The organism is Pseudoalteromonas luteoviolacea (assembly GCF_018100925.1).
GTDB classification, from domain to species: domain Bacteria; phylum Pseudomonadota; class Gammaproteobacteria; order Enterobacterales; family Alteromonadaceae; genus Pseudoalteromonas; species Pseudoalteromonas obscura.
Genome location: NZ_JAGJEH010000002.1, coordinates 605,503 through 626,269, shown reverse-complemented (window position 1 = coordinate 626,269; position 20,767 = coordinate 605,503). Strand labels below are relative to the sequence as shown.

17 protein-coding genes are annotated in these 20,767 nt (G+C 41.8%); 8 read left to right on the top strand and 9 right to left on the bottom strand.

Going from position 1 to position 20,767, the window contains the following annotated elements:
• Window positions 1-157: 157 nt before the first annotated feature.
• The 3 genes from J8M00_RS05655 to J8M00_RS05645 all read left to right on the top strand — a co-directional run bounded on the left by J8M00_RS05655 (window position 158) and on the right by J8M00_RS05645 (window position 2,184).
• Window positions 158-1,180, top strand: coding sequence for a helix-turn-helix domain-containing protein (locus tag J8M00_RS05655; RefSeq protein ID WP_211009365.1), 1,023 nt, complete (start codon window positions 158-160; stop codon window positions 1,178-1,180).
• Window positions 1,181-1,326: 146 nt separating this feature from the next.
• The gene (locus J8M00_RS05650) at window positions 1,327-1,734 is read left to right on the top strand and encodes a type II secretion system protein GspG (protein WP_348772543.1); all 408 of its coding nucleotides are present in this window, start codon (window positions 1,327-1,329) and stop codon (window positions 1,732-1,734) included.
• 39 nt (window positions 1,735-1,773) lie between these two features.
• Window positions 1,774-2,184, top strand: coding sequence for a type II secretion system protein GspG (locus tag J8M00_RS05645; protein ID WP_211009363.1), 411 nt, complete (start codon window positions 1,774-1,776; stop codon window positions 2,182-2,184).
• Window positions 2,185-2,219: 35 nt separating this feature from the next.
• Here J8M00_RS05645 and J8M00_RS05640 read toward each other — a convergent pair whose 3' ends face one another.
• The 5 genes from J8M00_RS05640 to J8M00_RS05620 all read right to left on the bottom strand — a co-directional run bounded on the left by J8M00_RS05640 (window position 2,220) and on the right by J8M00_RS05620 (window position 8,230).
• Window positions 2,220-3,176 (bottom strand): DUF4350 domain-containing protein, encoded by a 957-nt coding sequence (locus J8M00_RS05640; protein WP_211009362.1) that lies wholly within the window; start codon window positions 3,174-3,176, stop codon window positions 2,220-2,222.
• Window positions 3,177-3,206: 30 nt separating this feature from the next.
• On the bottom strand, window positions 3,207-3,560 hold the full coding sequence (locus J8M00_RS05635) for a gamma-glutamylcyclotransferase family protein (protein WP_211009361.1): 354 nt from the start codon (window positions 3,558-3,560) through the stop codon (window positions 3,207-3,209).
• A gap of 396 nt (window positions 3,561-3,956) precedes the next feature.
• The gene (locus tag J8M00_RS05630) at window positions 3,957-5,663 is read right to left on the bottom strand and encodes an FAD-binding oxidoreductase (protein WP_211009360.1); all 1,707 of its coding nucleotides are present in this window, start codon (window positions 5,661-5,663) and stop codon (window positions 3,957-3,959) included.
• 120 nt (window positions 5,664-5,783) lie between these two features.
• The gene (locus tag J8M00_RS05625) at window positions 5,784-7,526 is read right to left on the bottom strand and encodes a sensor histidine kinase (RefSeq protein ID WP_211009359.1); all 1,743 of its coding nucleotides are present in this window, start codon (window positions 7,524-7,526) and stop codon (window positions 5,784-5,786) included.
• 8 nt (window positions 7,527-7,534) lie between these two features.
• Complete coding sequence (locus J8M00_RS05620; RefSeq protein WP_211009358.1) at window positions 7,535-8,230, bottom strand: response regulator transcription factor; 696 nt, start codon at window positions 8,228-8,230, stop codon at window positions 7,535-7,537.
• 263 nt (window positions 8,231-8,493) lie between these two features.
• Here J8M00_RS05620 and J8M00_RS05615 point away from each other — a divergent pair, with 263 nt between their 5' ends.
• Genes J8M00_RS05615 through J8M00_RS05605 form a run of 3 tightly spaced genes read left to right on the top strand, consistent with a single transcriptional unit; the run spans window position 8,494 to window position 12,975 of the window.
• The gene (locus tag J8M00_RS05615) at window positions 8,494-9,747 is read left to right on the top strand and encodes an efflux RND transporter periplasmic adaptor subunit (RefSeq protein ID WP_211009357.1); all 1,254 of its coding nucleotides are present in this window, start codon (window positions 8,494-8,496) and stop codon (window positions 9,745-9,747) included.
• Between the two features lie 9 nt (window positions 9,748-9,756).
• Entirely contained in the window at window positions 9,757-10,488 is a 732-nt protein-coding gene (locus tag J8M00_RS05610) for an ABC transporter ATP-binding protein (RefSeq protein ID WP_211009356.1), read from the top strand.
• A 12-nt stretch (window positions 10,489-10,500) separates the two neighbouring features.
• Window positions 10,501-12,975: an ABC transporter permease gene (locus tag J8M00_RS05605; protein ID WP_211009355.1), complete on the top strand. Its 2,475-nt coding sequence runs from the start codon at window positions 10,501-10,503 to the stop codon at window positions 12,973-12,975.
• A gap of 119 nt (window positions 12,976-13,094) precedes the next feature.
• On the opposite strand, the gene J8M00_RS05600 is transcribed toward J8M00_RS05605, so the two are convergent.
• Window positions 13,095-14,627, bottom strand: a complete 1,533-nt coding sequence (locus J8M00_RS05600; RefSeq protein ID WP_211009354.1) for a leucyl aminopeptidase — start codon at window positions 14,625-14,627, stop codon at window positions 13,095-13,097.
• Window positions 14,628-14,895: 268 nt separating this feature from the next.
• Here J8M00_RS05600 and J8M00_RS05595 point away from each other — a divergent pair, with 268 nt between their 5' ends.
• Both J8M00_RS05595 and J8M00_RS05590 read left to right on the top strand, forming a co-directional pair.
• A complete protein-coding gene (locus tag J8M00_RS05595; RefSeq protein ID WP_211009353.1) occupies window positions 14,896-16,038 on the top strand; it encodes a hypothetical protein in 1,143 nt (380 codons plus the stop codon).
• A gap of 760 nt (window positions 16,039-16,798) precedes the next feature.
• On the top strand, window positions 16,799-17,173 hold the full coding sequence (locus J8M00_RS05590; protein ID WP_211009352.1) for a VOC family protein: 375 nt from the start codon (window positions 16,799-16,801) through the stop codon (window positions 17,171-17,173).
• Between the two features lie 373 nt (window positions 17,174-17,546).
• On the opposite strand, the gene J8M00_RS05585 is transcribed toward J8M00_RS05590, so the two are convergent.
• The 3 genes from J8M00_RS05585 to J8M00_RS05575 form a co-directional block, all read right to left on the bottom strand.
• Complete coding sequence (locus J8M00_RS05585; protein WP_211009351.1) at window positions 17,547-18,515, bottom strand: hypothetical protein; 969 nt, start codon at window positions 18,513-18,515, stop codon at window positions 17,547-17,549.
• A gap of 110 nt (window positions 18,516-18,625) precedes the next feature.
• A complete protein-coding gene (locus tag J8M00_RS05580; protein ID WP_211009350.1) occupies window positions 18,626-19,264 on the bottom strand; it encodes a hypothetical protein in 639 nt (212 codons plus the stop codon).
• A gap of 205 nt (window positions 19,265-19,469) precedes the next feature.
• Entirely contained in the window at window positions 19,470-20,735 is a 1,266-nt protein-coding gene (locus tag J8M00_RS05575; protein ID WP_211009349.1) for a hypothetical protein, read from the bottom strand.
• Window positions 20,736-20,767: the final 32 nt, after the last annotated feature.

The following is a 20,767-nucleotide window of genomic DNA, read 5'->3' as shown; positions in this document are numbered from 1 at the left end:
AGTCTTAAAGCTTTGCTCAGCAATTTATTCCATCTTGATAAAATAGGAGTTTTTTGAATTAATATCGATATGTATCAGATGATTACAGTTGTCAATTTAGCTAAATTGACTGCTTGCTATGTTTGATGGCACAACCTGACCAAGGATAATTTTAATTATGTGGCTTGAACTGCAACAGGAGTTTTATCTCGTATCGTGCTTAATCGCCCTATTTTGTGTTGGTATGATGCTAAGGTACGAACAAAGCTTTGATAAAGGCATGTACTTTTTAACATCAGCCAACTTGGTTTTGATGCTGATCCCTTTCACCAGCTACATTCAACTCAAATTTAATATCCACTCGGTATTAATCTCGCAAATAGCCAACAACTGTATGTTACTATTTTGCGGTTTGTGCTTTTTATTTTATCGCTTCGACGCCAAACCAAAGCTTGCTACCGTATTACTTCACTGTGTGCCATTTTCAATTTTCCTTATCGTTAAAGTGGTTGGTATTCACACCCAAGCCCAGTTAATGCACACCATTTATTTTGGTCTAATGTTCAGTTACGTGACGGCAATGTGGCAAAGTCGTTCAACAAAAAGTGCCACACTACTCAAACAAAATAAGTGGCTATTCACTTGGGTGGTATTTGTGGTGAGCCTAAACGGAGGGGTCGCTGTTGCGTATTTAAGCAGCTCTGTATGGCTTTATCCTTTGTGGCTCAGTTTAAACATTACCGTATGTCTCTACCTGCTGACATTCTCCTTTGCCGCCGCATATCGCATTCAGCAAACACAATATATTCAAGTGCAGGAAGTTGAATCGACAAAAAAACAACTTCAGCTTAGTCCGTCACTTGTTCAAAGCTGTCGTCATGATCTAAAGCGTTTGCTTGAACAGGAGCACATTTTCCTAGATAACCAATTGACACTAAAACAACTGGCTGAACTACTGGGACTCAGCCAGCATCAAACTTCTGAATTACTCAATGAGCATATGAATAAAAGCTTTTACGCTCTACTCAATGAATATCGTATCAGCTTTGCCTGCCAACTCTTAAAGCAGACAACGTCCCGAGACAATATCACTCAAATTGCACTCGATAGCGGTTTTAACAACAAGAGTTCTTTTTATATTGAGTTCAAAAAGCAACTAGGCACCACACCAACTAAGTGGCGGGCCCAGTATGCTTTGTAAACTGTGGCACGACGATGACATGTTAGCCTGATGATTACTTATCCCACACTTTGATTAATTCTAGATTCATATCAAAGCAGTAAGTTACTGCTTGCTACAGCAACATGTGTGGAGTCTAAAATGCAAAGGAATGGGATACTGAAGAGGTGCTTGGTCTATTTGATAGGGTTTCTACTAATGCTTTTTTCCTATCGACCTTAGTGCCACAGGCCCTTTATTGTGGCTCTTGCACAATTAATAAAGTCGAGTCAGATATTATGCAATTGGGTCAGGCTATCGAGTTATATGAAAGCATCCTCGGTAAAAATATCAAAACGCTCAAAGATATCTCTCAACTTAAGCAGAGCACTCCAGCAATACTGTACGCATTGCCAGATGATCCATGGGGTCAGCAATATGGGTATAAATATTTAGGTGGTAGGTCAGCTACCTTTATTATTTGGAGCTCGGGATCTATTGATTCAGATTCTGGGTTGATCATGTATGCCTTTGAAAAACGCGATGGACGTTACACTGCTACTCTGATGGAACCAACTAAAGGCCAATTATTTTGAGTCTAGCTTTAAACTCAAACCATTTGCGGATGTATAAAGTTGAAGAAATTTTTTACTTTTATTGTGGCATTACTGACAATTGCATTTGCCATATCACTTTTTTTGCCTAAACCTTTTTACTCTCCCTCTTCTCGTGGCGACATAACAAAACTAGATATTCAGCAATTGGGTCAGGCCATAACGCAGTATGAAAAGCTAGAAAAAAAAGATATCAGTGAAATTAAAGCGCTCAATATACTCACCCAAACAACGCCAAAAATGATAGACACTATACCACTCGATCCATGGGGAGAGCCTTATCAGTATAAATATTTAGGTGGGCAATCAAACGCTTTTATCATTTGGAGTCCTGGTTCATTAGATGCTAAGGCAGGTCTTATCATCTATACATTTACAAAACAAAATGAGCGCTACCGCGGCTCTCAGTTGCTATGGCCCAGCAATAAATAGATAAAATAGCAACCAAATAACACAAACACCATAAGCTAAAGTTCTTTAACCAACCACGCCATCACATTCAATAAAAAGCGCTCGTTCTGCTCAGCACCTTGTGAGGTTAGTCCAAGCTTTTTCCCTGTTTTTCTATCTATTTGTGACGAAAACATCATGCCCTCTGCAAACACAGCGACTCGACCTCGCCCAAGTTCCATCACAGCACCTTGGCTCCAGCCGTCGATGATAATTCGTTTGGTATTCGCATTAACCTCAAATGGCACGCTTGGTACTATAGAGACGCTCCCGGCTTTCATGGAAAGCAACGAGAGCGCTTCGCTGGGCGGTTTAAAAGCCGAACCACCAAAGGAGCGAATTTGGTCAATATAACTTTCTGTCGCCTTAGCATGCATGGCATCATGTATCGCTACACCGTAAATATTGGCCGTCACCTTCAACGGCGCTTCGGTTATAGGATGCGCAGCCAGGGTTCCTTGCTGCCTATTAAAAACAGCGTCGCCTACATGACCATTTGAGAATTCAAATCCAAATGCCTCGGCAAGGTTTTCGATGACTTTTGGAAACGGCGCATGATCTGCGACCAAGAATAAAGCCCCTCCTTTGCTTACCCAAGTTTTTATATCAGCGATTTCGCCATTAGTAAAAGCTTGGCTATATGGCGGTCGAAAATCACTTCTCTTTCTATCGAGCGCATTGGCAATAACTAAAACATCAATATTACTCAAGCTTGCTAAGGATAATGTGTGGCGATTAGGTTGGACTGTATAGCCGTCACTTTCTAGTACTCGCGCAAAAGGTTTATAACGCCCATTAAGAGTTAAAAAGTTATGATGTGCTTGATCGATAAACACAACCGGACTGTTATGCTCTACAAAGCGAGGGGTACTATTCTTCGGCTTAAAATCAGGATCAGCGTGTTGTGGACTATCAGAGCACCCCACTAACCATAATAGGCAACTCGCAATTCCAACCTTTAATATAAACGCCAAGATACAGCCTCTTTTAACCGTTGCCCTACGTTATGCTCTTGCAGACTCTGTTGCTGCACACACATAAGCCCACGCTTGCATTCCCGACTGAAACTGGCCCGCTACACGTACATATTCATCTACTTCGTACTCATCGGCCTGGGACAGTTCTGAAGGCGTTATATCAAACACAGTACCATCTACAATATCGGTGTCATTCCCGGTATATTTCAAAATTGGGTGTATATCTTTACCACTGGTTTTTATCACTTCAGCATCGTTAATTTTAACTTCGCTGAGAACATGACCTATCAGTTTGTCTTTGTGACCTGTGAGTATGCGACCAAATGTTTCAATTTGAACCTGTTCTAATTGTAATGTGCCATATGAGAATAGTTTTTCCATTTTTATCCTTACTTCTTGACCGAAACATGCTTCTGTAGCGAATTTATCTGGGATTAAACTAAACATCAAGCATTGCATAAACAGATATAAAAATGTTCACAACTGCCAGATAGGTGTCATGGCAAAGTATATAAAGCACCTCACAATTGGCGCTCTATCTGGGCAAGTACACGCAGAACTCCTTATATCCATCATCAAATGAACACTAAGATTCTTACTAGTGCTATATTTGAAAGGGGCGTTTTAGAATAAAACGTCGCCATCAGGAAAAATCATTAACTGCGTTTTTTATCGCTAACATTTTCATTGAAAACGCTTTTACTCAACAGGTTTTAATAACCCCAACCAGTAAATAAAGCTAGGGTTATTCCAACTTGGTTAGCTCACTAGAGCGAATTAAATAATCGTTTTACGGCTTCTAAATAGGCACTTAGCATCTTTGCTATAGTGGCACTTGGTATCGATTAATTCATTGTAACTGTCACCAAAATAATCCTTTGTTTCAACCGCTGCATCTTTAAAACTAATAAAAGACCCTTTGGTATGTGGAATGTCATAGCTTCGGCATGATTCTATCCAATCTTGTGCTCTATTCTCATAAAAGCGCGTCATGATTTCTTTTTCAACAGGATGATCTTTCTCAGGCTGGTCCCACCAAGCTTGGTATTGAATTGTAAATGGCCGGTCTTGATACGGGAATGTGCACCTTATTTTATGCAATGCGGCATCAGCAGGTTTACTACCATAATATTCCCCACTTATAGCGCCAAGTGTGATGTATGCCGAGATATTGGTATCCTCTTTATCCCGGTATAGTAATGTCGACTGGAGTGATTTAACTAAAGCAATTCGGCTTTGATGCCCCCAATCCCGAGTCGGCATACGAGAGGTAATTTTATGCGGTGCGGGCTCATCAGTTTCTAACTCTATGCCGTTTAATTCTCTATCCCACGCTTCAAAGCTCAATGTATACCCAGATGTATTGGCGCTTCTGCTATAAAGGACACTGTTGGAGCACACTTTATTATAAAACTGGGTCAGCTCCTTGGTTAAATCATCGATTTGCTGTTTCTTGGCGTCATCGGATAGCGTTGGATCTTGCTGAATCAAGCCGATAATATCACCGCCCCACTGCTTCAACATGCGCTCAAGCTCTTCTGAAGTACCGCCAAAATGTCCATTCAATTGCCAATCCAATACCGCATTCGGGGTAATCTCAGACTCACAGGCAACCCCTTTTGCATTGACCTTCAAATTAGTGCCAATCAAATTCGGGTTTTTCCCTGCACTGGTCAACGACTCCCAAGCTGCTATCACATCTGTTGCTTTGAGGTTATCAAATGCGGGGATATCGCTCTTTTTGATCACAAAACTTTGCGCAATATCTGGTAACTCAAAGGGCTCGAAAATGAACTCAGTGACAATTCCATAACTAAGGCCGCCTCCGCCTCTCAGAGCACGAAGTAATGGGCTGTTTAAGTCGTCGTTAAATATTACTTTTAATCCATTTTTGGTTATTTTTTCGCGATGGACGGTTGAACTTTGACCGAGGAAGGCAATCGTCCCATCTCCAAGTACCATAGTCGCGCCAACAAGGTGCTCACACCCCATCCCATATTTTCGAGTCCAAGGCCCCCAGCCTCCCCCCATGGTGTAACCTGCAATAGCAACGGTCTGACAGGTTCCGTGCGGAATCCCTAAGTGGCTCTTATCCAACTCCGTTTTAATTTTTTTGAACTTTGCTCCTGGTTGTATGCTAACAAACTTTTTATTCTCAAAAACGTTAACCTCATTCATGCGACAAAAATCAATTAATACTTTGGCAGTTGAAACACACTCTCCTTCATGGTCATGACCACCTGATTTAACCGTAAAGCCAATACCTTCTTGCTCTGCATAGGCAACCAAATGAGCAACTTGTACTGTGTTAGTAACTTGCACAACCGCACTTGGCACAAAGTCGAATTTTCGATTGAATACTTTACGAGATTGATTGTATTGATCTTCTTGATTATTTAGATCGGCAGAAGGAAAAAACACACTATCGCAACCAACTATCGTCTGGATGTTATCTTTTTGACTCGCTGTTAAAAACATTGTCATACATTCCTTTTTGTACACATTTAATGTTTTTATTGTGGGTTGGGGCTTGATATAAAACCATTACACCCTGTTACAGGGACTCGGGTAAATTCACATAGTTCGGTCGCTTTGAAAGTGTATTTACCTCATCGGAAATGAGACCAACATTGCAAGCCCGGGGTGCCGAGCTTGCACTTGGATCTCGCCTTGTTGCGCTAATACCAGCTCACGCACTAAAGCTAAACCAATACCGGTTCCCTTCGAGTTTCGCGTTAACTCACTGCTTCCTCGATAAAACAACTCAAAGATTTTTTCCTCTTGCGCTTTACTGATGCCATTTCCGTAGTCTCGGATCTCCAATTGCACCATTCCCTTATGTGTGGGATGTTTACGAAAAGTAAACTCAATCTTTCTTCTAGCTGGATCGTCAATACCAGCTGATTCGAAAAACTTAACCGCATTGTCAGTTATATTGATAACGATTTGGGTAAATGCATCCACCTCGATATAAGCTTGGGCGTGCTCATAGTGTGCCAATTCCATAATATGCACTTGCTCAAAGCGGTGATTTTCAGTCAGCGAAGCCGTTTTCGAGCGAATAATATCTTGCAAAACCGTCAAAGGCGTATATTCAGGCGCCACCTTTTGCTGTTGACGCTCAAATGCAGACAACTGCAAAATGTTATCAATTAGACGGGCAAGACGTTCACTTTCATCACAAATAAAATCATAGTACTCATCTTTGTGTTGCTCAGAGGCAACCATCCCAGACTTGAGCATTTCAGAGTACATTTTTATCGAGGTCAATGGTGTTTTAAGTTCGTGACTGACTGCGGAAATAAAGTTGACCTTTTCTTCTCCTAGCGCCAGCTGCTTAACACTAAAGCGATAGAAACCATAACATGCAGACACAATCGCTAAAAACATGACAGCATTGAAAATTAAGCTATATATCATAGATTGTGCAATCGGTAGCGGCGCACTCGACAGGACCACTTTGTAATTACGATATGGCCAATGCAAATTCGTTTCAAATATAAACTGTTGCTTATAGCGCACATCCACATCTCGTGGTTGACTAATATCCGGCTCCTCCTCGGTTGAAGGCGAATATAGGAAGTAAGTATCAGCTACTGATTTTTCGACTTCCTTTAATGTAACCAACATAGGAATATCAAAACTTCGTAGCTCTAGTACATCTGCAATCTGTTGATGCAAATAAGGCGCTCGTTTGACCAGGTAGCCTTGCAAAACAGGCTGATCAATCACCTCCACTACACGATAGAAAATAAGGTATTCTGGTAAGTCAAAACTAATATTAAATTGGCTATTTTTGACACTGAACCCATGAATCAGCATCTGTTTGACCGTTTTCGAATGATTAACCATTTGGTAAACGGATGTAGCGATTTCGCGCCGTGTGATCATTTCAAGCGTGTGATTCTGCTGGCCAGTATCCTCGATATTCGATGTGATTGCATAGGGCCAAATAGGCGAGTTAAAGTTGCCCTGTCCGTCTATCTGAAAATAACCGACTAAGCCTCGTATGGTCTGTTCACTATTCAGCTGAGCAAGTGGCGACAACATTTGCTGAGTTTGTTTAGTCAGTGGGTTGTAAATGTAGCGGTAATAGTTGAATGCATCAGCAGGGATCTGATTACTAACACTCAATTTTCGAAAAAGCTTTCTATTTATGACCCTTGCTAGATTGCTTGCCTCTTTTTCATACTCAACTAATCGATTTTGTTGAGATTGTTGATAGCTGAAATACAACAAAACAGACAAAGGTACGAGCAAAAGCAATAGCAGCAGTATTGCCGATATACGTAAGCGCTTTATACGCTGTGCGTAGTTGAGTAAGCGTTTATTTTTAAAAAACACCATTTTTATTCTTATAATATGTACAATTGGTATCCTTCACCACGATGGGTGAGCAAATGCTTGGGAGATTTCGGATCAGCCTCTATTTTTTTTCTAATTTTGGCAATATGAATATCAACCGTTCGCGTATCTATATCTCTTGTATCCTTATATCCCCAAACATCCTTGAGTAAATCATCACGTGATACGAGTCCGCCCTTACGCTGCAAATACGCCAATATTTGTGCCTCTCGACGTGTGTATTTAACATCTTGGCGATATGATTTACCGGTTAGAGATTGCAAACAAATTGATACTTCAGCGCTCAGCTTAAGCATATCTCCTTGTTCTGTCCAACCAGAGCGCCTAACTAAGGCATTGACTCTCAAAACTAGCTCAGAAGTTGAAAACGGTTTTGCTACATAGTCGTCTGCGCCAAGCGTCAGCGCGTTAATGATGTCAGCTTCCGTATTTTTGGCGGTCAACATCATAATAGGCTGGGTGCGCGAGTGCACTCTCAAGGCATTGCAAATATCAAAGCCATTCATTGAAGGTAACATGACATCTAAAAGGATACAGGTATAGTCACCGGTTAATCCCATTTCTAAGCCTTCTTTGCCATCTATAGCGCTTGTCACTTCATATCCATGAAATACAAATAGGTCCGTTAAACCTCTTAATATACTTGGCTCATCTTCTACGATAAGTAGTTTGGGTTTCGTGCTCAAACCATGTCCTTTTGTGGATGTAAAAATCAATGTTGAATATGGGGTTGTCACTCATTTGTCATTAAAAAAAACCGATTAAATTCAACGCCGCATCGGCAGTGTACCAATTTTATCAAAAATATAAATGCAAACTTTTGTAAACTTTCTAGCCTGCAATGTTTACTTATCATGCCTATTTCAACGCTAAGTTCCCCGCTATATTTATCGCCATCAACAAGTCTAGTAACAATATCAGGCATCAAAGGTAAGACTCTGAATTAATTATGGATATAGTGAGAAAAAAGACAAAAAATCGAGATTCGAAAGTGCTGATTGCGGGCACCTTATGCGCCGCAGCAATCGTAGGCATGGTACTGCTCTTCTCCTCAGGCAATGGATCCTATTTAGTCGACAGAAACAGTCTGCTTATTGGCACAGTAGAGCGTGGCGATTTAAACATCACAGTGCGTGGAACAGGTGTACTGGCCCCCAAAGATATTCGCTGGATTGCAACCAACGTACCCGGACGAGTAGACCGCATACTAAAAAAAGCAGGCGCAGTGGTAAAAAAAGGAGAGCTGCTTTTTGAATTGAGTAACCCCGAACTAGAGCAACAGCTTGTAGAAGCAAAATGGGAACTGCAGGCGCTTGAGTCTGAAATGAGTGCACAACGTGTGTCTTTAGAGTCGGAACTACTTGATCAAGAAATCGCAGTGATCAATGAACACCTTAATTATGAGCGTAGTCAGCTAACATTAAATGCTCAAAAAGAGCTACTAGATAAAGGGTTTGATGCAATTTCTAAAATTGACTTTGAAGAAGTCAAAATGAATGTAACCCAATATCAACAGCGTTGGAAGTTGGAGCAACAACGCCTTGATAAGCGCAAGCAAAACCTCACCGCACAAATTGATGCCAGTAATGCACGCCTCAATATGATGCGAAGAAGCGTCGCACGTATCGAGCATCAAGTTGCCAGCTTAAAAGTCACTGCCAGCATGGACAGCATAGTACAAGCGATACCAATGGAACTTGGCCAGGAGGTTCGAGCTGGCAGCAATTTAGCGCTGTTAGCCCGTTCAGACTTATATATCGCAGAACTCATGGTCCCAGAAAAACAAATTAAAGATGTGGTAGTCGGCCAAGATGTATTACTCGATACCCGAGTCAGCAAGATCCAAGGAAAAGTACAGCGTATCGACCCTACCGTTATGAATGGTTCTGTACAGATCGACGTAGAATTGCAAGGGCAACTGCCAAAAGAAGTGCGCCCTGAACTTACAGTGGACGGCATTATCTCCATTCACACAATCCCAAACACCCTATTTGTTAAACGTCCAATGTTTGCCAATAGCTTCAGCCAAGCAAGCGTATATCGCATCGACAGTGAAGGCAAGCTCGCCACTGTTCAGCCAGTAAAATTTGGCCATATGTCGACTCACTATATTCAAGTTGAGCAAGGCTTAGACGAAGGACAAAACATCATTGTGTCAGATGCATCAGCATGGCAACAACATCAACAAATTCAAATAAATTAGGAGTCAGACATGCACAACAATATAAAATGCCTCAGTGCCTTGGTTGAACTAAAAAACTTAAACAAAGTATTTTGCACAGATGACGTGCAAACTAACGCCCTAAGCAATGTTAGTCTTACTGTGTATCAGGGAGATTTTGTTTCAATTACTGGCCCTTCTGGATGTGGTAAATCTACCCTACTCTCACTGCTTGGACTGCTCGACAAACCAACTTCAGGGCAGTATCAATTAGCGGGCCATGATGCATCTGACATTGACCCAAATGAAAGAGCACGCATTCGCAATAAAGAGATTGGCTTTATTTTCCAGTCATTTAATTTAATTAGTGATTTGACTGTTGCTGAAAATGTAGAGCTCCCTTTGACGTACCGCACGGATTTATCCAAATCAGAGCGCCAAGAGCTAGTCCGCACATCCTTAGAAAAGGTAGATATGGCACATAGAGCGAGCCATTTTCCTTCTCAATTGTCAGGGGGTCAACAACAACGAGTTGCCGTAGCGCGCGCAATTGCAGGTCAACCTGCCATAATTTTGGCCGATGAACCTACAGGTAACCTAGATTCGAAAAATGCAGAATCAGTGATGCACTTACTTGAAGAACTCAACTCCGAGGGGGCGACCATTTGTATGGTTACGCATGACCCTGCTTGTGCAGCTCGTACCCAACGAGTCATAGAGGTATTTGACGGTGAAATCATATCTGATAAGTACAAAAAGCCCACAACACCGATTGCAGTTTAAGGAGGCATTCTCATGTCATGTTGGATTGATGTAAAATATGCCTTCAGGCTATTACTCAAAAAACCAGCTTTTTCTGCCACTTCAATATTGATTGTGGCTATCGGCTTAGGGTTGACTGTCTATACCTACTCGCTCCTATCACAGCTCATATTTAAACCTTTAACCATGCAAGGCACCACTCCACTTATTGCCATTGAAGGTGAATTCAGAGCAGCCCACGGTCGAGGTCAACTTGCGGATCCCTATCATCTCAGCTTCATCAGTGCGCACTCTAATTTGCTGCACAAAGTGAGCTTATATCGTACCGGTACCACCATAATTAGTGATTTAGGTAACAACATCAGTGCAAAAAAGGTACATGCCAGCTATAACCAATGGAACTTGTTTGAATTGGCTGGTGTTCAACCTATTCTCGGCCGCAGTTTCAATCCATCTGACCAAGAAGCTGGGGCCGAGCCTGTCATTGTGATAAGTCATGAAATTTGGACAAAGTATTTGGCAAAAGACCCAAATATCATCAATGCCAGTATACGCGTAAATGGGATCTCAAAGCGTGTGGTTGGTGTTATGCCTGATGGATTTACATTTCCGGCGATTGCACAAATTTGGGAACCCCTATCTGAAACTCAGCTGGCACCCACCGCGCCATCAGATGCACACACTGATGCCATGAATGCTGTGGCGAGATTAAAACCCGGCATCTCACTTGAGCAACTTCAGTTAGAGGTTAAAAACCTGTTACAGCGTCATTTTCAAACTTTACCTCAAGCATTTGCGTGGCGTGCAAACTCCCCTGGCGGGTATATTCGAGCATTCAATTACAAAGATACTCACGACAGCGTTGCTCAACACAAAACCATCTTTTTCGCCATGCTTATTGTCGTCTCACTGATCTTGTTTTTAACTTGCATCAATGTTGGAAGCTTATTGCTCGCTCGCGTCAATGAAAGGATTAAAGAGGTCGGGGTCCGCATTGCATTAGGCATCCCCAAACAGCGCCTGATACTGCAAATGTTATGGGAAAGCTTGTTTATTTGCTCTATCGGCGGCGTGCTCGCGTGGGGGCTTGCAATGATCAGCGTGCACCTTACCAATGTTGCGTTTGAGCGGCTCTTTGCACTGAGCGGTGACAAACCATTTTGGTGGCATTTAAATTTACACAGTGACGCATTCCTCGTGCTGCTGGTAGCCATTATTTTCATGGTTGCAGTTACCGGTATTATCCCTGCCGTACGCGCATTAAATAGCGATGTAAATGCCATTTTGCGAGATGGCACACGTGGTGCCTTAGGAAAAAAAGCAGGTCGAGCAAATAAACTTCTTGTCGTTACCGAGATTGCCTTATCTTCTGTCGTACTTGTTGTCGCGACAATATTACTCTCTACCAGCTACAACTCACAAAATGCTGACTACGGTGTTGACACAGCTAACCGGCTCTCTGCGCAAATACTATTACCAACCAGCAGTTATCCAAGAAACCCGCGGGACAAACGCAATGACTTTTACTATCAACTAAAAAGTAACCTAGAAAAACACCCAAATATTCAGGGCGTTGCCTATTTTAGCAGTCTACCTGGTACTGGTGGTGGGAGCTCTCACTTTGAAATACAAGGCCGAGAGGCATTAGCCTACAACGAAAATCCAATGTGGAACTTTGAAGCTGTCAGTCGAAACGCTTGGGGGGTGGTAGGTATGAAGATCATTGAAGGGCGCGATTTTGATCTGCGCGATCTGGAAAATGGAGGCTCTCCCACCATCATCAACGAATCAATGGCACGAGACCTATTTCCTGAGGGCAATGCTATTGGACAACGAGTACGCACAGTAGATGAAAGTAATTGGCATACAGAATGGCGTACGATTATTGGTATTGTATCCGATAGCATACATGGGCCAACAATGCAGGCGACCAGCGCATGGCATACAGGTTACGGCATAATGGATTTACGCGCTTGGAACATGGAAATAGTTGTGCACTATCGAGGGTCTCAAGCACAAGCTCAGACACTTCTAAAAGAGACTGTGGCAGCGATGGATCTCGATGTCACACTCAACCAAATTCAGCGCTATGACGAGTATATTGCTCAGCCCATGCAGCTTGTCAACGCAGTTAATAGCATATTTTTGTGGTGTGGATCAGTCGCGCTATTTTTAGCAGCCAGTGGCATATTTGCAGTTTCTTCAAATAGCATTGCGCTCAGAAGTCAAGAAATAGCAACACGCAGAGCCTTGGGCGCAAGTAATAGTCGAGTGACTGGTCTGTTTATGAAAGAGGCTGGAATCCAACTCGTTATTGGATTAATTGGCGGAGTTTGTATGTCACTGGTGGTAATGAATCAATTATCACAATCTATGCTGATCAGCAGCGATAGCTATGCCTTGGGAATTTTGGGAATTCCTTTATTTATCACGCTAATGGTATTAACCGCGACCTATATCCCTTGCCGTAAAATTACTTCTCAAGAACCCAGTGAAGGGCTAAGGTAAAGTTAAAGCTTTTATATCCGTCAAAGCAGCCTTGATAGCAAGGCTGCTTTTTTGAGGTATATGTACACTAAATAACATACAGCCATTATTACTCAGGGTAAGGCAATAATAGAAGTCGATTAATTACGGTTTTCACGTACCAATTGATCTAAAAAGCGTACACCCCAACCTTGAGACCCTTTAGGCGCGACTGCAATTGGCTTGTTTAACCAATCAACACCAGCAATATCCAAGTGTACCCAAGGCACATCCTTATCGACAAAAGTTGCGACCACGGCGGCGCCAATACTCGCTCCTGGATTACCTGCACCAGAGTTTTTAATGTCTGCGATATCAGACTTTATCTGCTTAAAAAAGTTAGGGTGTAGCGGGAGCGGCCAAACAGCTTCACCACTGGTTTCTCCAATATTCATCATGTCTTGTGCCAGCGACCAATCACGTGTAACAAGCGCAGCATATTCATCACTTAACGCTCTCGCTGCCGAACCGGTTAAAGTCGCAATATTTACCAGCATTCTTGGTTTAAATTCATCTTGCGTATATCGCACTGCGTCAGCTAAAAGTAAACGACCTTCTGCATCAGTGGAAATGATTTCAATGGTAGTACCTTGCATTGTTTTTAAAACATCTCCAGGACGAATTGCATCTTCGGCAGGCATATTCTCGGCAAGAGGCATAACACCAACCAAGTTAACCTTTTCACCGCGACTTGCAACTGCGAGCATTGTGCCTGCAACCGCTGCTGCGCCAGATAAATCAGATTTCATCTGCCACATACCACTGTTTTTCTTCAGACTGATCCCACCTGTATCAAATGTGATCCCCTTGCCCACCAACGCAATTGGCGCCTCACCTTTCTCACCACCGCGATACTGGATCACTAACATTCTAGGCTCGTGGATAGAGCCTTGCCCTACACCTAAAATTGCCCCCATTTGGTGCTTTTTCATGTCTCTGACTTTTAAAACATCAATGTCGATGTTATCAATGTCGTCAAACGCATCTTTCACTCTATTAACAAAGCTTTGCGGGTAAAGAGATTTACCCGGCTCAGAAGCCATATCTCGAGTTAAATGAACGCCCTGTACCATATATTTCAAGTCAGTGTGGTATTTGCTAGAGGCTGCATTGTAGTTCGCTGTTTGAAATACAAAATCCCGAGGCTGAGATTGTGCAGTCGCAGCTTTATATTTGTCGAAGTGGTAATCACGAAGTCCCGCCCCCATGGCCAACCAAGCTGCCGGCACGGATACTGATGTATTTAAAGAATCCGCCATCACGGTAAATTGGTGTTTACCATTTGCTGGTGTACTTGCCGCAGCGTATCCACCTAAGTCTTGCAACTGAGATTGAGTCAGTGAACCAGAGCCAGTACCTATTACAGTTACCTGTGCAAATGGTGCTAGTCCATAAAAAGTCTGAGTTTTGCCAAACTTACTTTCAAACGCCGCACTATCAATGGCAGCTTTCAATTGCCCATCAGTATGTGCGTTGACTTGTGCAGCCAAACCACTGAGCGAGTTTGTGTCGTTAATAAAAACAATAAGGCGCTTGTTTTGCGCTAGATCGAGTTTGGAAAATTGAATTTTAGGCAAAGCTTGTGCTGTACCGACAGCAAACATTGCTAACAAAGCAACCGTGATTCTTATCATGCTATTAATCCGTTTATTAAAACCTGCAACACTTTAAAGTGTTGTCTCTAGAACATTCCACCTCAACTAAACCAAGAGTATAGCCAAGGTTTGAAACTCGTGAACTTTACCTTTTATGGTAACAAGTAACCATGTGTAAGCGATGAATAAGAGTAAAAATGCCGTGTATGGATTAGGAACTGATTGTTGTTAGCTATTTGCTCGTTATGCCCGAGTATCGCCATTGTTTTTCGCTTAGCCTAACAACAAAAAATGAGCAGGCCGCACAATGGATAAAGATAACTCTCCAACTTCCGAACCAAAAGCGAATCTACAGAGCAAGCTACACAAGAATTTAAAAACGGTCATGCTAAGTGTTCTCGGGGTCGCCGGCGCAGCTATTGTGCCAATATGGCAGATTTATTTTGTCGAAACATCTGAAGTTGTTATTGAGGTTGCATCGATTAACCGAAACGACTCACCTCAATTTAAGGTCTCTCTCGATACTGACGAACTCGCCTTGCTTGAGCCCTATATTCCAGAAAGCCAATTGTATGAATACAATAGACTCGGTGAACGAGGAGACAAAATTGATTATCCAGAATTCTCCATTGGTACTTTATTTTCAGCATATGACAAAGCAAAACAAGATCTAAAAAACATCGCCAATACAAAAGCTAACCTACAAAAGAGCATTGAACGAATAGACGCATATCTAGATCCCAACAATCTAAACTACCCGCTTATCGAGTTTCGTGTTAGCGAACTTAAAAGCTGGGACCTCAGTAATTTTATTGATGATGCAGAAGCCAAATATTTTGAAAACCAAGTGCTGACGATCACGCGTAACTACTCACAAATGGACTTTAACCAAGACTCGGAGCCTAATATCAACCTTGCGGCACTGAAATTTTTACTCAATGACGTAAAAGAAGACATCACAGATGTTATCGAGGAATCAAGCATGCGTCATGAGAGGCTTAGAGATGATATTCGCAATATTGAAACTCAGTTGCAAAAACTTAAAGCCCAACAAGTAAACCACCATACCTATTTTACTGTTGAAGTTGTCGCCTCCAATGCCGGCAGAGTTAGCACGTCACTGAGACCACTCGCACTGATGCGTGTGCAAATTAGCGACAATAACTATGTTGATATTCGTCTAAAAATGCAAAGGTATACTGAGCAGGCAGAGTTACAACCTTCTTCCACTAATATCCTGCATTTTCGTTCCGGCGAATTAAACTCTTTTCCCAAAGAAGACCAGTCTCTTATAAACACCTTTTGGGGTAGTACCGGCCTTGTGAGGCTATATGCAATGGATACCAAACACAATGTATTTACATCTAATCAGATTGCCTTTGTAGATAACCGGAATCAAAAGTTCATTTTGGATAAGTTAAAAGAAGTGGCGGCAGAAACGGCCCGTTAAAGTGACTTATGACAGCGACTTTAACGTCAAACATGCAGGTTAAAGCCGTACTGTCATAAAACCTTCCTTTGCCGTAAGCACAAGCGTTACGGCGGTTGTATATCAAGCAAGTTAGCCCCACCATAACAAATTACCAAATGAGACGTAGCGCCTCATTTTTATCAGGTAATTGCCTACCAAAAAGTCGAGCTATTTTTAGTCCCAAACAAAACAGCTCGGCGCAACACATGAGCTACTATCAAAATCATTTTGGGTACAATAAAGGCTTGCGCAGGATTGATAAAATCCACATTTGCGAGCAAGCTAGAAACCTCCTTCAACGCACCTCTTAGCTCTGGTATTGTTAAATTCAAGTGCGAGTGTTTGACAAGATTATTAAAAGCAATTGGTTCGTCTTCACTATTAAATTTGGACTCCTCTAAAAAACAATTGTCTTGTCAAGTCATGTACTAAGTTCTCTTTTTATTTCAGGTTGTTGGGGGTTATATACTGCACATCTGCTCATTCCTATCACGAATGTAAAATAAACCACCACTTGCATAAATATGCGCATAAAGCCTCCTTCGCTTACGAATAAATCAAATACTCTTTGAAGGTGTGGAGATAAAAGTCAAAAATCGATTACAAACCATTGCGCTTTACCTTAATTTATTCCAGTTGAAGAATTTCTTTAAACCTGACAGTCTTAAGAGACTGCCTCCCCCCGTATCATCTTAATGTGTGCTGGAGTGGGCCTATCAAGTAATGAAGGACACGAATTATGACACAAAGCGCTAAAGTAACCTTGATGAACCCTGTGTTGGCAGTTAATGACCTGCAGCTCAGTCTTGAATATTTTCAAAATGCGCTCGGATTCACAGTTACATGGATTTGGGGGGAACCAACTATCAGAGCTGGTGTTGCATTAGATGGTTTCGAACTTCAATTAGACGCATCAGGAGGTGGTCCAACGGGGATTTCCGTCATTTTCTTTCATGTAACAAACTTAGATGAATATTATGAGTCTTGTGTGTCGAACGGAGCTAATATTGAACTTGAGATAGCCGATCGTAGCTTCAATGTTCGAGACTTTAGAGTGCTTGACCCAAGTGGAAATAGATTGGGATTCGGTGCACCACTCAATACAGAGCAGTAACCGTGTTTGAACAGTATCATGTGGCCGATTTACTGCGGCACACTTAAACATATACAGCCTATGCCTTATACATTATTTGCCCCGTTGCTTCCGTCATTGTGGGCTTGCCCCGCAATCCATGTTTTGTAATGGAAGTTGTGGGCCCTGAAACGAGTTCAGGGTGACGAGTTTAGGTTCAGAGTGACAGGTTTAGGTTAAGAGTGACTGGCTTAAGTTTATTAGCGTGACTGGCTTAAGTTTAGCGTGGCAAGGTTGACTTCAGAGTGGCAGGGTGGCGAGTTTGGGCTCAGGGTGACGTATTAACGTTTAAAGTGGCACCCCGTCTTTAACACTTGTATACCTAGTCGTGGATCCCAACAGGCACACCTTACCATTAAACAACGTAGTCTATCTGCTGTACTAACTTTGGTTTACCCTGCTCATCCAGATAAAAACCTGACTTGCGAATGACACCTTTTAACTCGCCTTCCTCTCTGATGTTGAGTGGTGTGTCGACATTTTGCAGTGAAATAGCCCCAATGTTTGCCTCAGACAGGGACACAAGCTTATCGTCACTTTTGTTTTTCACCCAGACTTTTAAACTTTCAAATACTGCGTCATTTTCATCAATAAACCCGTTACCATCCTCGTCATACTTCGCTAAGTCGGCAAAACCGTTGCCACTCAAAGCACCAAACAACTCTTTTCCATCGTCGATTTTATTATTGCCATTTAAATCAAGTGCTAAAAATCCATAACCTTTTTTTAAATGGGCCACACTGTCTGCTTTCCCGTCAGCGTCAATATCAAAGTTCATGTGCTCTTTATCAAGCTCGACAGCCTTGTTTGTAAAACTGATAATTAGCGGGTCTTTCATATTTACGTCTTCAATAGTGCGTTGATAGCTAGTGTGCGATTGCGCGAAAACAGACTTAAACGCAAAGGATATCTGTTCACCACTTTCAAGTTGGATTTGCCCGCCAGCTTTAAAGATATTAGATTGCTGCTCATGAGTTAAACGCTCAACAATAACGTGGGTTGGCTGATCAGCTTGCGCTGTTACACTTTCTACGCTGTTTACATTCGCTTCTGAATCAGCAATATCTTTGCCAATTGTATCGTCATACCAATCAACCTCTTCACCGGTTAGCTTTTGAACCAACAACTTAAGAATATACATCTTGGCATCACTGTTTATATCAATATCAGCCTTCTCAGCCTCTGTTTGATACAACTGAACTTTCTCTTCTGCCATTTGCGCTCGCGCCTCTACAGGCTGAGATATATCTGTTCGCTTTTCAACAACATGAAGCCGACTTTCATGTTTATTTGCCATTTCGATTTGTGCATTTTCAATTTTCATAGCTCCTCCAAGCCCATCCATGCGCATAGGTTATCGGCCTAAATGAATATTATTTGAGCAATAAAAAGAAATTTAGAAGCGGGTGAATAAGCCAATATGTAGGTTGAAATTTACACACGCACTGCACCTGTAAAACGGTGGTATGGCATGTCTTCGTATTTACGGATCAGCTGATTTAGCTTGCTGTGCATATCGCCAATCGTTAAAAAGTCCCCTTCAGCCCACACTGTGATTGACGTGCATCGTTGACCATTAATTTCAGTATATATAAAGTAAACGTTATTTACGTCCAAGTTGATATGTAGCTCAATAAACCAATCATCATCAACATATAACAACCAAGGTCCAGAACTAGGCGCTTGTTCAATCAATGCGCTCGGGCTCAATGGGTAAAAACTTGCCAACACAGACTCATCTGCTGCATAGAACTCATTTTCTTGGTTGTACTCCAGACTGTGCAAAGCAACCTCTCGAAAGTCGTCTTCAAAACTCACACTGACTAGGGCAAAATAACGCGCCTTGTATAACTCACCGATCCCATCTCGATTAACAGCATTGGTATCAATTTCTGCGTGATAAATGTACTCAGCTTGAGGATCTGTAATAAATACTTTATCAATTGTCACGACATCAAGACTACCTGGTTCGATGCTAAAAAGTTCAGTAACACTTCTATCACCGGACCTATTTAGATAGACAATGTATAAATAGATACTCACAATTAATATGATCAATATGAATAGATGCACAGCTTTTCCCACAATCACAACTAACGTATAACGAAGCCGGAATTTTAATCAAATGTGAATAGATAAGTCTAGTAACATGCCCTTAAGGCTATCGTAAAGAAAATACTTGTTTGGCCTATTATTAAACATGGAGCATATATAAATTTGAAAATTATACTCCATAGGTGTGAGCCCCAAAGAGGCTCACAATGAGCGGTATGAGTAACTACCTAATAATTACCGAAGCAGGTAAACGAGCTTCACAGTCGTATTTAATATCCCCGATGTCGGTTAGCGGTACATTTTTCACACAATAACCATCGGCGTAGTTCGTCGTGCCAAAGTGCGGATTCTTTGCACTTCCAACAATACGGTTAGATGCAAAATGCGTCATGCCGCCATATAGCTGCATCGAAAACTCATAGGTCGGGTGACCTCTACCTGTTTTGTGGCTACTGCGGATCGTTACTTGATTATTGCCTATAAAATGAGGGCCTCTCGCTTGTATCCCTCTAAAGGCTCTTTGTAAATCAATGGTATTGTTAGAAATAACATTCCCTTCGCAAGGGTAAATAAGACAATATGACGATATCGCTGCCCCGGTTGTACCAATTGTTTTATTATTTACAGAGTCACTCAACCCACTCGACATGATCCTGTTACGATGAACGGTAATATTACCTGTTTGGATTTTTATGGCCCTTTTACCAAAGTTATTTATCGTATTGTTGGTCACAACGCCGGGATAACAAGCTGTGTTGCAATGTATATCCTGTAAATGAATCGCATCTGCATCTAAATAACCAAATACATTGTTAATGGTATTGCCAGTTACATTGACTGACCCAATGAAAGAGCCATAAATCACAATCCCTCTATGTGCTAAATGAATTTTTCCAACCAAACTCGTGCCATCGAAGTACTTATCAGCACTTGTATCATATCCTCCAATGTTTTCTATGGTATTGAATAGAATATCAATATTGCCGCTATTTTTGATTTGGATCGCACGTGCTGGGTAAATCTCAGTGTAATGACCAACAGATCCGTTTTTAAAATTCGTGCCTAAAAAGTTTCGGATAGAGGCCCTCTCTACCGTAAAACCATTTAAGCCAATGGCCTCTATTCCTTTCGCTGCCCGCGACCTACCATCAATAAGCATATTGTAAACTTTGCTGCCACTGGCATTGTGTGTGAATTTAATCATCGCCGCATTGTCTGCAAATTTAGTTTTGGCATATATGCGTGTATTTTCACCTACCCCCATGATCTCTAGGGGTCTATTGATCCAAAGCGGTTCTGTTAGACCTATTTGTGCCCAGCAAATTTGTATCGCATCAACACTTCTATCAGCAATTAGTTTTCTTAAGGCAACTTCTCTGTACTCATGCCCTTTTTTGAAGTCTGGATCAGCGCACAAGTACGCTATGTTTTTTGCAAAAACATGACCAGACAAAATTAAAAGTAATATTCCAAAACATATTTTTTTCATTTTTTCTCCTTATGAAAATATAAAACTGGGTA

Coding starts and splice junctions, on each gene's coding strand:
- J8M00_RS05655 (WP_211009365.1), top strand. CDS start 158: ATGTGGCTTGAACTGCAACAGGAGTTTTATCTCGTATCGTGCTTAATC.
- J8M00_RS05635 (WP_211009361.1), bottom strand. CDS start 3,560: ATGGAAAAACTATTCTCATATGGCACATTACAATTAGAACAGGTTCAA.
- J8M00_RS05630 (WP_211009360.1), bottom strand. CDS start 5,663: ATGACAATGTTTTTAACAGCGAGTCAAAAAGATAACATCCAGACGATA.
- J8M00_RS05625 (WP_211009359.1), bottom strand. CDS start 7,526: ATGGTGTTTTTTAAAAATAAACGCTTACTCAACTACGCACAGCGTATA.
- J8M00_RS05615 (WP_211009357.1), top strand. CDS start 8,494: ATGGATATAGTGAGAAAAAAGACAAAAAATCGAGATTCGAAAGTGCTG.
- J8M00_RS05610 (WP_211009356.1), top strand. CDS start 9,757: ATGCACAACAATATAAAATGCCTCAGTGCCTTGGTTGAACTAAAAAAC.
- J8M00_RS05605 (WP_211009355.1), top strand. CDS start 10,501: ATGTCATGTTGGATTGATGTAAAATATGCCTTCAGGCTATTACTCAAA.
- J8M00_RS05600 (WP_211009354.1), bottom strand. CDS start 14,627: ATGATAAGAATCACGGTTGCTTTGTTAGCAATGTTTGCTGTCGGTACA.
- J8M00_RS05595 (WP_211009353.1), top strand. CDS start 14,896: ATGGATAAAGATAACTCTCCAACTTCCGAACCAAAAGCGAATCTACAG.
- J8M00_RS05590 (WP_211009352.1), top strand. CDS start 16,799: ATGACACAAAGCGCTAAAGTAACCTTGATGAACCCTGTGTTGGCAGTT.
- J8M00_RS05585 (WP_211009351.1), bottom strand. CDS start 18,515: ATGAAAATTGAAAATGCACAAATCGAAATGGCAAATAAACATGAAAGT.
- J8M00_RS05575 (WP_211009349.1), bottom strand. CDS start 20,735: ATGAAAAAAATATGTTTTGGAATATTACTTTTAATTTTGTCTGGTCAT.